The following is a 13767-nucleotide window of genomic DNA, read 5'->3' on the forward strand; positions in this document are numbered from 1 at the left end:
ACATGAACGACAACGACCGGAGCCGGCCCACCACCCTCGGCATCCTCGGGGCCGGCAAGGTGGGAACAGTGCTGGCCCGCCTCGCCGTCGCCGCCGGCTACCGGGTGTTGGTGGCCGGCTCCGGCGACCCGGCGAAGATCGCGCTCACCGTCGAGGTCCTCGCCCCCGGGGCGGAGGCCACCACGGCCCTCGACGCCGCGGCCCGCGCCGACGTCGTGATCCTCGCCCTGCCACTGGGCAAGTACCGCAGCATCCCCGTCGACACACTGCACGGCAAGCTCGTCGTCGACGCGATGAACTACTGGTGGGAGATCGACGGCATCCGCGACGACCTCACCGACCCGCGTACGTCGTCGAGTGAGACAGTGCAGGCCTTCCTGTCCGGCTCACGCGTCGTCAAGGCGTTCAACCACATGGGCTACCACGACCTCGAGGACGGGGCCCGGCCGGCGGGCGCGACCGACCGCAAGGCGATCGTGATCGCCGGTGACGACACCACCGACGTCAGCGCCGTCGCGTCCCTGGTGGACGCACTCGGCTTCGACCCGGTCGTCGCCGGCCCGCTGGGCGAGGGGGTACGCCTCGAACCCGGCAGCGAACTGTTCGGCGCGAATGTGAGCGCCGACGACGCACGGGCCATGCTCGACCGCTTCCCGGAGTCGGAGCGTGGACGGATGATCGCCGCCGCCCGAGAGCAGTCCTAGCCGTCCCGGCGGCCGTCCCCCGATCCGCGCAACACAAGGTCCGCGCACCATCAGGGATGGTGCTGTCTCACGAGCTCCGGAGGCAGCACCATCCGGGACGTTGTGCGGATCTTGGACGCGGGGCGCGTTGGGTCAGCGGTTGTCGTAGCCGAAGGCCGTTTGCGGGTCGAGGCGCCGGCCCTCGGCGTACTCCTTGTCGAACGCGGCGGCGCCGAGGGCCTCGGTCGCTGCGGCGCGCATCGTGGCGAGATCGGCCGCGTCGTCCGGATCCGGCACCTGGTCGATCGTCGCGAACGCCGCGTCCGTGACACCGATCATCCGCGCCGCCCGCGCGTGGTCGCCCTCGGCCGACGCGAGCGCGGCGCCGGCGACGCAGACGTACGGCACGAAGTCGGCCCAGGCGTTGCGGAACACCCGCTCGCGGTTCTCGGCGAACAGTGTCCTCGCCGCATCGAGGTTGCCCAGCCCCAGCTCGCAGAACGCCAGGTTGTGGTGCTCGGAGTTGACCGTCTGGGGTTGGCCGAGCGTCTCGTTGAGCGCGATGTTCTCGCGGTACAGGTCCCGGGCGCGCGCCAGGTCGCCGGACATCCGCGCGACGGCGGCCAGCACGTGCCTCGGCCGTTCCTCCAGGCGGCGGTCGCCGGAGCGCAGCGCCACCTCCAGGGCCTCCCGTGCGCGGGCCTCCCCACCCGGCAGGTCACCACCGCGAATGGCGACCCGGGCCAGGCTGTAGCGGGCCTCCACCTCGCCTGCCGGGTCGCCGGCCGCCTGCGCCCGCTCGATCTCGGCCTCGCTCATCCGCACCACGGCGTCGGTCTCGCCTCGCCGGAACGCCGACCGCACGTTCTCGCTGAAGCTCATGGCCTTCTCCCCCATCACGATCACCGCGGCGCGAACATCGTCCAGTTCTCCACGAGCACGAATCCCATCGACTCGTAGAGGGGTCGCCCCATCGGGCTGGTGTGCAGGTAGGCGGCGTCCGCGCCGGCCGCGATGCCGTCGCGCAGCACCGTTTCGGTGAGCGTGCGGCCGAGGCCACGACCCCGGGCGGACGGTACGACGCCGATGTTGAACACGCCGATCACACCGGAGGTCAGCATTCCGAGGGCGGTGCCGACGGGACGGTCGGCCTCCTCGGCCAGGTAGCCGGTGATGCCGTCGGTGTCGAGGACCGCGCCGCCCATCAGCGGGCCGAAGGCGCCTTCGGGCGCCTCGAAACTCTGTGTGAGGGCGTCGGTGTACGTGTCGTTCTCCGTGGCACCAACCCGACGCACCGGATTCTGCTGGGGCGGGTCGGGCCGGAACGCGATGTCGTCAGTGGCGCAGGCCAGGAAGGGCATGACGCTGCGTCCCCGCAGCCCGTGCCGGGCCGCGAGGTCGACGACTGCCGCGCTCGCCTCACCCCGAACGATGATCGACCAGTCCGGAACCTGCCTGGCGACCTCGGTCGCCAACTCGTCGAGCGACTCGGGATCCGGGTCGGTGGTCGGGTCGAAGACCCCGTTGAGCGACGCGAGGCCTGCGTGGGTGATCCCCGCACGAGCGGTGCCGCGTTCGGCGTACCAGCCCTTCGGGGTGACCTGGCAGAGGGCCGCGATGGCGTCGACGTACGCGGTCGCCAGCCGGTCGGCGGCGGTGGTGCTCATGGCTTCTCCCCCAGGGAACGGTCGTCCTGCCAGAACGCCAACCTAGCCAGCGACCTCTTTCGTGAGCAAACGTGACCATTCGGGCAGTTCGCGCCGGGCCACACCGATCAGGAATCAAGAAGCCCCTGGACGCGCGTCCGGCCTAGCCTTTTCCCAGGCAGCCGGCACGACACCGAGCCGGACGACGAGAGGGAGCCTGAGCATGGCCGCGAAGACCACCACCACCACCGATTCCGACGGCTTCACCGCCGAGGAGCGCGCCGCGATGAAGGAGCGCGCCGCCGAGCTGCGCGCCGAGGGTAGGAAGGGCGCGAAGAAGGCCGACGGGTTGCAGGCGGTCCTCGACCGGATCGCACAGATGGAGCCGGAGGATCGCGCGCTCGCCGAGCGCGTACACGTGACGGTGAGCGCGGCCGCCCCGGAGCTGTCGCCCAAGACCTGGTACGGCATGCCCGCCTACGCGAACGAGGACGGCAAGATCGTCGTCTTCTTCCAGGACTCCGGGAAGTTCAACTACCGGTACTCGACGCTGGGCTTCCAGGACCCTGCCAACCTCGACGACGGGGACCTGTGGCCGGTGGCGTACGCGCTGAAGAACTGGAGCCCCGAGGTGGAGAAGAAGATCACCGCTCTGGTGCGGACGGCGGTCTCCTGATTTCTGCATGCGTCGGGGCAGCCGCTCTGGCACGACCGACCCGAGGTGCACGATGATCGTGATCGGAGCTGAGGGAGGCGGACAGTGCGGACAACAGGGCGCGGGCAGGCGGTGGGACGAGTCGCCCGATGACGGCGAAGGCAGGTCAGGCGTTCGACATCGGTCGGGCGGTGTCCGACGTCGAGTCGCTGCTCGCCGCCGAGCTGCCCACGGACGGTGACCCGGTCAGCGAGGGGGACCCGGCCACCGGGGAGTGGACCGGCACCCGGGGGGCGGGCTACCGCATCATGCCGATCTGGGAGGGCGACGACCTCACGGGTGTGTACGGCGTCGACTGGAACGAGGCCGAGGATGCCGCCATGGCGAACCTCGCCCTCGTCACGGGTGAGCTGGACCGCCGGTGGGGGCCGCACCGGAAGGTACCCATGCACGTACCCATGTTCCGGAAGCAGGCCGGCACACCGATGCCGGCGCTCTTCCAGTCGCTGTCCGACCTGGACTGCTACGGCGACCTGGCGGTCTGGGGCCCGACGCCGGCCGATGGTCGATGGGTCGCGGTGTCGGTCAACCAGTGCGACGGTGACGCCCCGATGATCATGACAGCGGTGGTCAGCCGGTTCGCCATCACCGAACTGCCGGAGTGACGAGTGATGATCACTGATCAGCCTTGGCCGTCGCCGCCGACGAGCGGACCCGCGCCGCCCTGCTGGCCCTCGTCCGGCCACAACGCACCGCGACGACGTGACGCTTGACATGAAGTACGGTTGAGGTCTTAGCCTCCCGTCCGTCACCTCAGCCTGTCGTCGGAGGGAATCTGATGTACCTGCCACGTCTTCTCCGCCCGCGTACCGTCGCGAGCGCGCACTGCGACCTGCCCTGCGGCGTCTACGACCCGGCCCAGGCCCGGATCGAGGCTGAGTCGGTCAAGGCGATCTCGGAGAAGTACCAGGCCAGCGACGATCCGGAGTTCCGCACCCGCGCGCTGGTCATCAAGGAGCAGCGCGCCGAGCTGGTCAAGCACCACCTCTGGGTCCTCTGGACCGACTACTTCAAGGCACCGCACTTCGAGAAGTACCCCCACCTGCACGACCTCTTCAACGAGGCCACCAAACTGGCCGGAGCCGGTGGTGCGAAGGGCGCAGCCGACCCGGAGGTCGCCGAACGGCTCCTCGGCAAGATCGAGGAAATCTCGAAAATTTTCTGGGAGACCAAGCAGAGCTGACCCGGCGGGACCGGGTGGCACCTGCCACCCGGTCCGGCGTACCGCATCCCAGGAGGACCGCATGGCGTCGCGCACCGATCTCGTCGAAGAGCTGATGAGCCGTTACCCGCAGGTGCCGCGGGAGGCGGTCATCAAGGAGGACCTGCTCCGCGGCGGGCTCGCCTTCGACGACGCGGCGCTGACCGACAACGAGAACGGCAGCGTCAAACCGAAGTCGTACTTCATCTTCTCCTTCGACCACCGGACGCTTCCGGAGTTGGGGACGGCCGCGCTGCGCCGACCGCCCGAGGAGATCGTGCTCACCGGGGGGCCGTACGAGCTTCGTCGTACCGTCGTGTCGGTCCGCACCAACCCCGGCTCGCCGTACCGCGTCGGAACCGACGGCGACGGCCGGCTGCGCCTGTCCCTGGACGGACGGCCGATCGCCGATGTGGGGCTGCCGCCGATGCCGGCCTACTACCGCCACACGCTCGCCAACGGAAAGTCGGTGATGGAGGTCGCCCCGACGATCCAGTGGGGCTATCTGATCTATCTCACCGCGTTCCGGGTCTGCCAGTACTTCGGCGCGAAGGAGGAGTGCCAGTACTGCGACATCAACCACAACTGGCGGCAGCACAAACAGGCCGGTCGGCCGTACACCGGTGTCAAGCCCGTCGACGAGGTGCTGGAAGCCTTGGAGATCATCGACCGGTACGACACCGATCGCGCCTCGCAGGCGTACACGCTGACCGGCGGCAGCATCACCTCGCAGGTCGACGGGCTGGCCGAGGCGGACTTCTACGGCCGGTACGCGCAGGCGATCGAGGAACGGTTCCCGGGGCGGTGGATCGGCAAGGTCGTCGCCCAGGCGCTGCCCCGAGCCGATGTGCAGCGCTTCCACGACTACGGGATCCGCATCTACCACCCCAACTACGAGGTGTGGGACAAGCGGCTGTTCGAGTTGTACTGCCCGGGCAAGGAGCGCTACGTCGGCCGGGAGGAGTGGCACCGCCGCATCCTCGACTCCGCCGAGGTGTTCGGCCCCCGCAACGTGATCCCGAACTTCGTGGCGGGCGTCGAGATGGCCGCCCCGCACGGCTTCACGAACGTGAGCGAGGCGATCGACTCCACCACCGAAGGGCTCGACTACTTCATGTCTCGCGGGATCACGCCGAGGTTCACCACCTGGTGTCCGGAGCCCACCACACCGCTCGGCCGGACCAACCCGGAGGGCGCGCCGCTCGAATACCACGTCCGCCTGCTGGGGGCGTACCGGGCGACGATGGACGCCCACGGCCTGTCCAGCCCACCCGGGTACGGTCCGGCGGGGCCCGGCCGAGCCGTCTTCTCGGTCAGCTCCTTCATGGACACCCTCTCGCCCGAGGCTCCCTGACCGGTGGCAACCGCCGGTCACCTCCGTCGGTGCCGCGGTGAGCGGTGTACCGCAGAGTCATGTTCAGACTCTGCGGTACACCGCTCATCGGCCCGAGCCCGGTCCGCGTGAGTCGGGATCAGCTGGCGTACGTCTCGAATTCGGCGACTCGGGGCGTACCGCCGGAGCTGTTGATCTTGAAGTTGATCTTTTTCAGCGAGGTCGCGGAGAAGGTGATCGAGCCCGCCCCGCTGCCGGAGGCCAGAACGGCGCCGGTGTCGTTGTTGACCAGTTGCCAGGACCCGATCGAGCCCTGCGTGCCGGACGGCTCCCGGATGACCACCCGGGACACCCGGGTGGCCGAGCCCCACTTGATCGAGATCGTGCCGGTCGATCCGGCCGGTGACCAGTACGTGGTGATGTCGCCGTCGCGCACATTGCCGTAGCTCGTCCCACTGGCCTTGCTGGAACCGTCGGCGCCGGCACCGAGGCTCAGGTTGGTCCCGCCGGACGGCGGCGGGGTGGTCGGCGGGGGCGTCGTGGGCGGAGGCGTGGTCGGCGGAGGCGTGGTCGGCGACGGGGTCTGCGGGGAGCAGTTGCCGTCCGACACCCGCAGGCCCGTGTTGGCGCCGGCCGTCTGCCGGACGGTCTCCGGCACACAACTCGCTCCGTCGAGGCGGTACGGGTACGGGATGCTCACGCTGGTGGTGGACGTCAGGTTGGGGCCCGCCGGGTAGGTCTCGCTGCCGGCGCCGGACCAGGTCACGTTGTCGAGGACGTTGCCGCTGACCTGCCAGTAGCCGCGCTCGCTGGTGTAGAACGTGCCGAGGACGTCCTTGGAGTTGCGGAAGTAGTTGTTCTCCACCTTGGCCTTGGCGCCGGCCCGGGAGTTGATTCCGGATTCGTGCAGGCTCACGTAGTGGTTGTTGTAGATGTGGGCCGTGCCGCCGCGCAGCAGCGGCGTACGCGAGTCGATGTTCTCGTACAGGTTGTGGTGGTAGGTGATGAAGCCGTTCGACAGGTCGCTCTCGCTGGACCCGACGAGGCCGCCCCGGCCGGAGTTACGCAGGATGCTGTAGGACAGCGTGACGTACTGGGTGTTGTCCTTCATGTCGAAGAGCCCGTCGTAGCCCTCCGACTCCCCGCCCGACGCCTCCAGGGTCACGTGGTCGACCCAGACGTTGCGGACGGTGCTCTCCATGCCGATGGCGTCCCCGCCGTTCGAGGTGGGTGAGCCGGACTTCTTGACGTTCCGGATGGTGACGTTCTGGATGATGATGTTGCTGGAGTCCCGGATGTGGATGCCGAGCTGGTCGAAGAGGGCTCCGCTGCCGACCCCGATGATGGTGACGTTGCTGATCTGCTTGAGCTCGATCACGCCCGCCGCGGTGTTGCAGCTCGACCCGGAGACCTTGCTGGTGTTGCCGTGGTTGATCGTCCCGGACACCTCGATGACGATCGGGGTGCTGCTACTGGCCCGGCCGCACAGGGCGGCGTGGATGGCCGTCCCCGTGGTGGCCCGCACGGTCTGACCGCCCGCGCCACCGGTCGTTCCGCCGTTCTGGGTGGCGTAACCGGTGGCGCTGCCCACCGCCGCCGACGCCTCGGGGGTGGGCAGGGCCGCCACCCCGACCACGATCCCCACGGCCGCTGTGGCCAGCACCGCCTGACGTCGTAACGCGCCTGGTCGTCCCATCTCGCCTCACTTTCGCATTCGTTCCGCCCACGGCGTCGCCTCGACGGTCGTCGCGACCACACCGCCACACCTTTACCAATAGGCGTATGTGAATCACGAAAGAATTCATCGAAGTCGCATAAGCCCTGGTGGAATCAGGGATTCACCGGGCGCTCGCAGCACCACTGTCGGCACTGACCGCCCGGCCTCTAACGGAAACATCGATGTAACGCAATCGTAGGAAAGCGGTTTCCGCAAAGGCAAGGGTTGACGTTTGCAGGTTTGTTGCAGTGCCGGGAGGTCCGGCCTGGCCCGACCCCGGGGCGAGCCCCACGCCTTCGCGTATTGACACCACACGACGCGCCGTCGATGCTCTGCTAAATCAGTTTAGCGGCGATCTCGCACCCCTCCACCCAGCGCGACCGCCGTCGGCTGAGCGCACCACCACCGAGAAAGGACTCGCATGAGACTCCGAAACGGACTCATCCCGCTCGCCGCCACCCTCGTGCTGGCCAGCGCCTCCGGCACGGCGTACGGCAGCCCTGGCGACAAGCCCGGCACCGAGGACGGGATCCGCAGCATCACCCCGATCACCACTGTCTACACCTACGGCCAGAAGGTCTCCGCGGTCGCGATCGAGTACGGGTCGACCGTCAACCCCCGCACCCTCGACACCGGAACGTTCTCGGTGCGCGACACCGTCTACAACTTCCGCTTCAACCCCGTCGAGGACCTGCCGAAGCTCGCCGACCGGACCGTCACGCACACGTACACCAACGGGGTGCCCGGCACACGCAGCGACCACCGGTCGACGCCGGGCCGGTACGTCATCGTCGAGCTCGACCCCGCCGACACCGGCGGCAACACGGTCATCGTCTCCAAGTGCCCGACGTTCCTCTGCACCGTGAAGGTCAACCCCGAGCTGCCCACCCGGGTCGTGCAACGCAAGGACGTGCACGCCCAGCCCGGCCGAGGGGCCGGCAAGGGCCCGGTGCTCGCCCGGGCCACCCCGCACGAGTCCCGGCCGGTCACCGAGAAGCCGGTCAACCAGCTCGTCGACGAGTTCACCTACGGCTCGTACCTCAGCGGCGGCATGGTGCTGCCGTACCACTACCGCCTGCCCAAGAACTACCAGCCCGGCCGCACGTACCCGCTGATGGTCGTCCTGCCCGGTCACGGGATGGGCTGGGACGGCGACAACCTCGGCGTCCAGCTCGCCGCCGACATCCCGGCGACCGCCTGGCTGCAACCGGAGTGGACCGGCAGCTCCGAGGACGTCATCGTCCTGGCACCGCAGCACCAACGGGTCGGCGGGGCCGCCGAGGCGGATCTGCTGATCAAGCTGCTCGACCAGTTCGTCGGCGAGTTCGCCGTGGACACCCGCCGGGTGTACGCGACCACCGTCTCGTACGGTTCCCAACTGCTCTGGGCGGCGTTCGCCAAGCGGCCGGACCTGTTCGCCGGCGGTCTGGTGACCGGCGGCTTCCCGGTCAACGCCGCGCAGGCGACGGCGATCGCCACGGCCGAGGTGCCGGTGTGGATCACGCACGGCGAGCACGACCACCTGCTCAACGTGTCGGGCGCGCGCAACTCTGCCAGTCTGCTGCGGCAGGCATACGAGGCCCGGGGCAAGAGCCCCGAGCAGACCGCCGACCTCGTGCGCTACACCGAGTACGCCGACAGCGCGTTCACCTCGCCGGACTACCACGCGGCGTTCGGCCCGACCTACGAGGACAGCAGCATCCTGCGGTGGCTCCTCGGCCAGGCCAAGCCCGCCACCGCCGGCAGCTGACGGTGCGGATCCGGGCGACGCCTCGCCGCTGATCGGGCAGCGCTGGATCAGCGCGGTCGGTTATCGGGAGGCGTCGCCCGGCTCGAGTTCGGCACCAGCCGGCGCACCGCCGACGAGCACGGAATCGCCACGCCGGCCTGGGGTGGTTTCGGGAGGGGGGTAGGTCAGGTCAGGCAGGAGCGGAGGGCGGCGGTCAGGCGGTTGGCGCGTTCGTCGCCCATCCCCCGCATCTGGTTGACCACGTACCCGAACCCGACCTGGTGCTCGGCGTCGCCGAAGGCCAGGTTCCCGCCCGCGCCGTCGTGGCCGAAGCTGCGCTCGCCCAGCAGCGGCCGGCCCGGCGGTGAGTGCAGCAGGAAGCCGGTACCCCAGCGATGCCCGGTGTCCGGCGGGCCGTGCCGCTGCTGGCCCCGCGAACGGACGACCACCGCGTCGTCCACGGACGCGGCCGTCAGCAGCGGGCCGTCCCGGATGTCCGAGACGCAGGCCGCGTAGAGGCGCGCGAGACCGTCCGCGGTGCTCACCGCACCCGCGCCGGGAACGCCCGCGGCCCGGATGGCCGGGTCGTTGAAGCTGACCAGACCGTCGTCGTCGGCGGGGAAGGCGAAAGCGCCGCCCATGGTGATTCCGCGTTCGGCGACCGGGTCGACGAACGGGTCGGCGTCCGGAGGTGGCGACAGACCCCAGGCGACGGTGTCACTCTCGGCGGCCGGAAGCCCGAGCCAGGTACGCAGACCGAGCGGCTCCGCGAGGACCTCGGAGAAGTACGCGCCGGGCAGCTGGCCGGTGATCCGGTGGATCACCTCGCCGACCAGCCAGCCGTAGGTCATCGAGTGGTAGCCGTGCGCGGTGCCCGGCTGCCACAACGGGGTCTGCGCCTCGATCGCCTTGATGACCGGATCCCACGCCAGAACCTCGTCGAGGGCCAGGGGCCGGTCCAACGCGGGCAGGCCGGCCTGGTGGGTGAACAGCCACCGCACGGGGATGTCCGCCTTGCCGTGCTGCCCGAACTCCGGCCAGTAGCGCGTCACCGGAGCGTCGAGGTCGAGCCTGCCCTGCTGGACCAGGAGGTAGGCGCAGATCGCCAGGATTCCCTTGGTGCAGGAGAAGACGACGACCGGAGTGTGCGCGTCCCAGGGGCGCCCGGTGCGCGCGTCGGCCACCCCGCCGTACAGGTCGACCACCTTTCGGCCGCGTACGTAGACGGTGGCGGCGGCGCCGATCTCCCCCTGGGTGGCGAAGTTGTCACGGAACACGTCGGCGACGGGGCCGTAGCCCTCGTCGACATGGCCGTGGATCTGCGGCTGTGTGAGCACTGCCTACCCCTTCACTGACCCCTGGATCAGGGCCTTGATGAACTGTCGCTGGAAGATCAGGAACACGATGAGGGTGGGCGTGAGGATCAGCAGCGATCCGGCGCACAGCAGCACCAGGTCGGTGCCCCACTGACCCTGGAACGCGCCGAGCGCCCCGGCCATGGTCCGTTTGGTGGCGTCGTCGACCAGGACGATGGCGAGGAGGAACTGGTTCCAGGTCCAGAGGAACATCAGGATCGTCAGCGAGGCGATGGCCGGCCGGGCCAGTGGCACCTGGACCCGCCAGAACATCTGCCACGTGCTGCTGCCGTCCACCCGGGCCGCCTCGGACAGCTCGATCGGCACGTTGGTGAAGTGCGCCCGCATCCAGAACACCGCGAACGGCATGTAGAGGCCGATCAGCGGCAGGATGATCGCCCAGCGCGTGTTGAGCAGGCCGAAGTCCTGCATCTGGTAGTAGAGCGGGGTGACCACGGCCTCGAAGGGCAACGTGAGGCCGAGCAGGAGCAGACCGAAGACGAGTCGACCGCCGGGCACCCGGAGCTGGCCGAGCCCGAACCCGGCCATCGTGGCGATGAGCACGGACACCGGCACGACGCCGGCCACGATGAGCAGGCTGGAGCGCAGGAGGGCGCCCATGTTGGCGGCGGTGAAGGCGTCGGCGAAGTTGCCCCACTGCGGGTCGGACGGCCAGGCCAGGCCGGTGGGCACGGTGCCGCGTGGCTGCAACGCCGCCGAGAGCATGCTCACGAACGGCAGCAGGGTGACGAGGACCAGGACGAGCAGGAAGACGCGGCCGGTCACCTGTTCACGGCGGCTCAGGTTCACGGCTTCTCCCCTCGGGTCAGTCGCTGGATCGGCAGCACGCAGACCAGCACCAGCAGCATGAGGACGACGGCGAGCGCGGAGGCGAGCCCGACCTGACGCTGCGAGAAGGCCAGCCGGTAGATCTCCAGTCCCGGAACGGTGGTCTGGAGGCCGGGACCGCCGCTGGTGGAGATGTAGACGATGTCGAAGCTGGCCAGGGCGGCGATGATCGTGACGGTGAGGCAGACGCCGATCTCCTGGCGCAGGCTGGGCAGGGTCACGGCGAGGAACTCACGGACCGGGCCCGCGCCGTCCAGGCGGGCGGCCTCGTAGAGCGCCGGATCGATCTTGCTCATGCCGGTGACCAGCAGGATCGTGCAGAGGCCGAGCAGGACCCAGGCTCCGATCACGCCCACGGCAGGCAGGGCCGTGTCGAAGTCGCCGAGCCACGCGCGGGCGACACCACCCAGGCCGACCGCGCGCAGCGCCTGGTTGATCAGCCCGTTCGACGAGAGCAGCCAACTCCACGCGATGCCGGCTGCCACCAGGGGAATGACCTGCGGCAGGAACAGGATGGTCCGCACGACCGTCCCGAACGCGCCGGTGGTGATCCGGCGAACCATGCTCGCCACCAACAGACCGAGCACGACGGGGATGAAGCTGAAGAAGACGATCAGGACGACGGCGTTGCCGATGATTTTGAGCAGGTCGCTGTCGGTGAACACGGTGACGTAGTTGTCCAGACCCGCCCAGCGGGCCACCCCGATCCCGTTCCAGTCGTAGAGCGAGTACTGGAACGTCAGGACGAGCGGGCGGAGGACGAACACCGCGTACATCACCAGGGCGGGCAGGACGTACAACCAGCCGGTCCCGGCCACGCGGGCCCACCGAAGTCGGTGAGCCCGCGTGGGGGTCGGACGGACGCGACGATCGTCCCGCCCGGTTGGTGCGCTGCCGAGGGCAGACGTCATCGGGACAGTTCCTTCGCGTACTCGGCCTGGACGGCCTTCACGTACCCCTCGGGAGTCTGCTGTCCGGCGACCAGCTTCTGCATCTCCGGCGTGATCGCGGCGGCGAAGATGCCACCGGTGGCGTTCGCGGTGAAGTCCACCGCGCCGTTCTCCGCGCCGAGCTGCTGCGATGCCTTCAGGGTCTCGGCCAGGACGGTGTTCGGGGCGGCGGCCGGCACCGGGAGGTCACTCGGGCCGCCGGGGCTGGAGCCTCCGACGGTCACCGCGATCTCGCGCGCCTTCTCGTTGGTGTGGGCCCAGTTCAGGAAGAAGGCGGCGGCGTCGGGGTTCTTGGCCTTGGCGGAGACACCGAAGGTGTTCGGGGCGGACATCGCGACGTGCTTGCCGCCGGGGGCCTCCGTCGGGAACAGGAAGAAGCCCACGTTGCCGGGCATCCCCTTGTCCAGGTTGGCCGACTCCCAGTCGCCGTTGAACATGAACAGGCCGTTGCCCTTCTGGAACTCCCCCACCATGCCCGCGTAGTCGATGGCGTTGGCGTCCTTGGGGAAGTAGCCGGCCTGCGCCCACTTCTGGATGGTCTGGGTGGCCTTCAGCGCGGCCGGGGTGTCGAACGTGGCCCCCGGCTTCTGGAAGATCCAGTCGGCGACCTGGGTCGGGTCGCCGAACTGGTTCTGCAACGCCTGGTGCGGGAAGTTGATGCCCGCCGTGTTCTTGTTGAACTGCATGATCGGCTGGACCCCGGCGGTCTTCGCCTTCGCCAGCAACTGCTCGAAGTCGGCGACGGTGGCCGGCGGCTGGGTCATGCCGACCTGGGCGGCCAGCTTCTTGTTGTAGAAGACGCCGGTGACGCTGTAGCCGAGCCCCATGCCGTACAGCGATCCGGTGCCCCGGGTGTTCTCACCGACGCGCAACTGCATGAGCTGCGAGGCGGGGAACTTGTCCCACCCGTACGCGGTGAAGTACGGGTCCAGGTTCTTGAGCAGGTCGTCCTTGACCAGGTCGACCATCGTGGGAAGTCGGATGATGTCGGGCGAGTTGTCCGACGCCATCACCCGTGGCGCGTTCTCCACGATCACCGTGAACTGGTCCTCGCGGATGGTGAACGTGACGTTGGAGTGCTGCTTGGAGAACTCGTCGGCCAGTGCCTTGGCCAGGGGGAAGCCGGTCTCCGCGTACATCTCCAGGGTGATGGGCGCGGTCCCGAGGTCGGTCTTCACGGCGGCGTCGGACTTCGGGGCCGACGACCGGTCCTCCCCGGGCGCGCTGCACGCCGTCGCGGCCATCCCGACAGACAGCAGCGACGCGAGGAGAACGGTTCTCCGTCGCGCGAGATTTGGTAGCAATTCTGCCATTTCATGACTCCTCGACTATTCATCCACCACGCGGCCCACGACCGCGCGACAGCTCCACCGGAACACCGCGCCGGAGCGACCGGCGACGATGTGCGCGTCGTGACCCGTGGATCGAGCACGACACCACACCTGTCACCACGAGGCCCGGGCACGGCCACCGGCGGCGCCTCTGGATGCACCAGAAGTGGTCGCTAAACTGATTTAGCAGAGCATGCGCGTGGCACGGGAAGCTGTCAAGGACAACCTGGCAACAGGGCGGAAACGTCGGGTTCACAC

Annotated in this window: 13 protein-coding genes; 6 read left to right on the forward strand and 7 right to left on the reverse strand. The window is 69.1% G+C overall.

All coding sequences use genetic code 11. The features are described 5' to 3' along the window. Window positions 1–2 precede the first annotated feature (2 nt). Window positions 3–704, forward strand: coding sequence for an NADPH-dependent F420 reductase (locus GA0070612_RS28080; protein ID WP_088990657.1), 702 nt, complete (start codon window positions 3–5; stop codon window positions 702–704). A 132-nt stretch (window positions 705–836) separates the two neighbouring features. Here GA0070612_RS28080 and GA0070612_RS28085 read toward each other — a convergent pair whose 3' ends face one another. Beyond that, on the reverse strand, window positions 837–1565 hold the full coding sequence (locus GA0070612_RS28085) for a hypothetical protein (RefSeq protein ID WP_088991816.1): 729 nt from the start codon (window positions 1563–1565) through the stop codon (window positions 837–839). A gap of 20 nt (window positions 1566–1585) precedes the next feature. Next, a complete protein-coding gene (locus GA0070612_RS28090; protein ID WP_088990658.1) occupies window positions 1586–2350 on the reverse strand; it encodes a GNAT family N-acetyltransferase in 765 nt (254 codons plus the stop codon). Window positions 2351–2552: 202 nt separating this feature from the next. Between GA0070612_RS28090 and GA0070612_RS28095 the strand changes: the two genes are divergently transcribed. The 4 genes from GA0070612_RS28095 to GA0070612_RS28110 all read left to right on the forward strand — a co-directional run bounded on the left by GA0070612_RS28095 (window position 2553) and on the right by GA0070612_RS28110 (window position 5599). Then, the gene (locus tag GA0070612_RS28095) at window positions 2553–3005 is read left to right on the forward strand and encodes an iron chaperone (protein ID WP_088990659.1); all 453 of its coding nucleotides are present in this window, start codon (window positions 2553–2555) and stop codon (window positions 3003–3005) included. Window positions 3006–3133: 128 nt separating this feature from the next. After that, window positions 3134–3649, forward strand: coding sequence for a hypothetical protein (locus GA0070612_RS28100; RefSeq protein ID WP_088990660.1), 516 nt, complete (start codon window positions 3134–3136; stop codon window positions 3647–3649). A gap of 173 nt (window positions 3650–3822) precedes the next feature. Beyond that, on the forward strand, window positions 3823–4227 hold the full coding sequence (gene sodN / locus GA0070612_RS28105; RefSeq protein ID WP_088990661.1) for a superoxide dismutase, Ni: 405 nt from the start codon (window positions 3823–3825) through the stop codon (window positions 4225–4227). Between the two features lie 61 nt (window positions 4228–4288). Continuing rightward, window positions 4289–5599 (forward strand): radical SAM protein, encoded by a 1311-nt coding sequence (locus GA0070612_RS28110; RefSeq protein ID WP_088990662.1) that lies wholly within the window; start codon window positions 4289–4291, stop codon window positions 5597–5599. Window positions 5600–5717: 118 nt separating this feature from the next. On the opposite strand, the gene GA0070612_RS28115 is transcribed toward GA0070612_RS28110, so the two are convergent. Further along, the gene (locus GA0070612_RS28115; RefSeq protein ID WP_088990663.1) at window positions 5718–7274 is read right to left on the reverse strand and encodes a pectate lyase family protein; all 1557 of its coding nucleotides are present in this window, start codon (window positions 7272–7274) and stop codon (window positions 5718–5720) included. Window positions 7275–7716: 442 nt separating this feature from the next. On the opposite strand from GA0070612_RS28115, the gene GA0070612_RS28120 reads away from it, so the two are divergent. Next, window positions 7717–9045 (forward strand): hypothetical protein, encoded by a 1329-nt coding sequence (locus GA0070612_RS28120; protein ID WP_088990664.1) that lies wholly within the window; start codon window positions 7717–7719, stop codon window positions 9043–9045. Between the two features lie 164 nt (window positions 9046–9209). On the opposite strand, the gene GA0070612_RS28125 is transcribed toward GA0070612_RS28120, so the two are convergent. From GA0070612_RS28125 to GA0070612_RS28140, 4 genes are all read right to left on the reverse strand, one after another. After that, on the reverse strand, window positions 9210–10361 hold the full coding sequence (locus GA0070612_RS28125; RefSeq protein ID WP_088990665.1) for a serine hydrolase domain-containing protein: 1152 nt from the start codon (window positions 10359–10361) through the stop codon (window positions 9210–9212). Between the two features lie 3 nt (window positions 10362–10364). Next, window positions 10365–11189 carry a carbohydrate ABC transporter permease gene (locus GA0070612_RS28130; protein ID WP_088990666.1) on the reverse strand — a complete coding sequence of 275 codons (825 nt, stop codon included), beginning with the start codon at window positions 11187–11189 and terminating at the stop codon, window positions 10365–10367. Then, window positions 11186–12046: a carbohydrate ABC transporter permease gene (locus GA0070612_RS28135; protein WP_231924365.1), complete on the reverse strand. Its 861-nt coding sequence runs from the start codon at window positions 12044–12046 to the stop codon at window positions 11186–11188. Before GA0070612_RS28135 ends, GA0070612_RS28130 begins: the two co-directional genes overlap by 4 nt. 89 nt (window positions 12047–12135) lie before the next feature. Further along, window positions 12136–13422, reverse strand: coding sequence for an ABC transporter substrate-binding protein (locus GA0070612_RS28140; protein ID WP_231924366.1), 1287 nt, complete (start codon window positions 13420–13422; stop codon window positions 12136–12138). Between the last annotated feature and the right edge of the window lie 345 nt (window positions 13423–13767).

Source organism: Micromonospora chokoriensis (assembly GCF_900091505.1).
Taxonomy (GTDB): Bacteria; Actinomycetota; Actinomycetes; order Mycobacteriales; family Micromonosporaceae; genus Micromonospora; species Micromonospora chokoriensis.

Excerpts from the sequence above, each read along its gene's own strand:
- GA0070612_RS28080 (WP_088990657.1), top strand. The coding sequence starts at position 3 with ATGAACGACAACGACCGGAGCCGGCCCACCACCCTCGGCATCCTCGGG.
- GA0070612_RS28085 (WP_088991816.1), bottom strand. The coding sequence starts at position 1,565 with ATGAGCTTCAGCGAGAACGTGCGGTCGGCGTTCCGGCGAGGCGAGACC.
- GA0070612_RS28090 (WP_088990658.1), bottom strand. The coding sequence starts at position 2,350 with ATGAGCACCACCGCCGCCGACCGGCTGGCGACCGCGTACGTCGACGCC.
- GA0070612_RS28095 (WP_088990659.1), top strand. The coding sequence starts at position 2,553 with ATGGCCGCGAAGACCACCACCACCACCGATTCCGACGGCTTCACCGCC.
- GA0070612_RS28100 (WP_088990660.1), top strand. The coding sequence starts at position 3,134 with ATGACGGCGAAGGCAGGTCAGGCGTTCGACATCGGTCGGGCGGTGTCC.
- sodN (WP_088990661.1), top strand. The coding sequence starts at position 3,823 with ATGTACCTGCCACGTCTTCTCCGCCCGCGTACCGTCGCGAGCGCGCAC.
- GA0070612_RS28110 (WP_088990662.1), top strand. The coding sequence starts at position 4,289 with ATGGCGTCGCGCACCGATCTCGTCGAAGAGCTGATGAGCCGTTACCCG.
- GA0070612_RS28115 (WP_088990663.1), bottom strand. The coding sequence starts at position 7,274 with ATGGGACGACCAGGCGCGTTACGACGTCAGGCGGTGCTGGCCACAGCG.
- GA0070612_RS28120 (WP_088990664.1), top strand. The coding sequence starts at position 7,717 with ATGAGACTCCGAAACGGACTCATCCCGCTCGCCGCCACCCTCGTGCTG.
- GA0070612_RS28140 (WP_231924366.1), bottom strand. The coding sequence starts at position 13,422 with ATGGCCGCGACGGCGTGCAGCGCGCCCGGGGAGGACCGGTCGTCGGCC.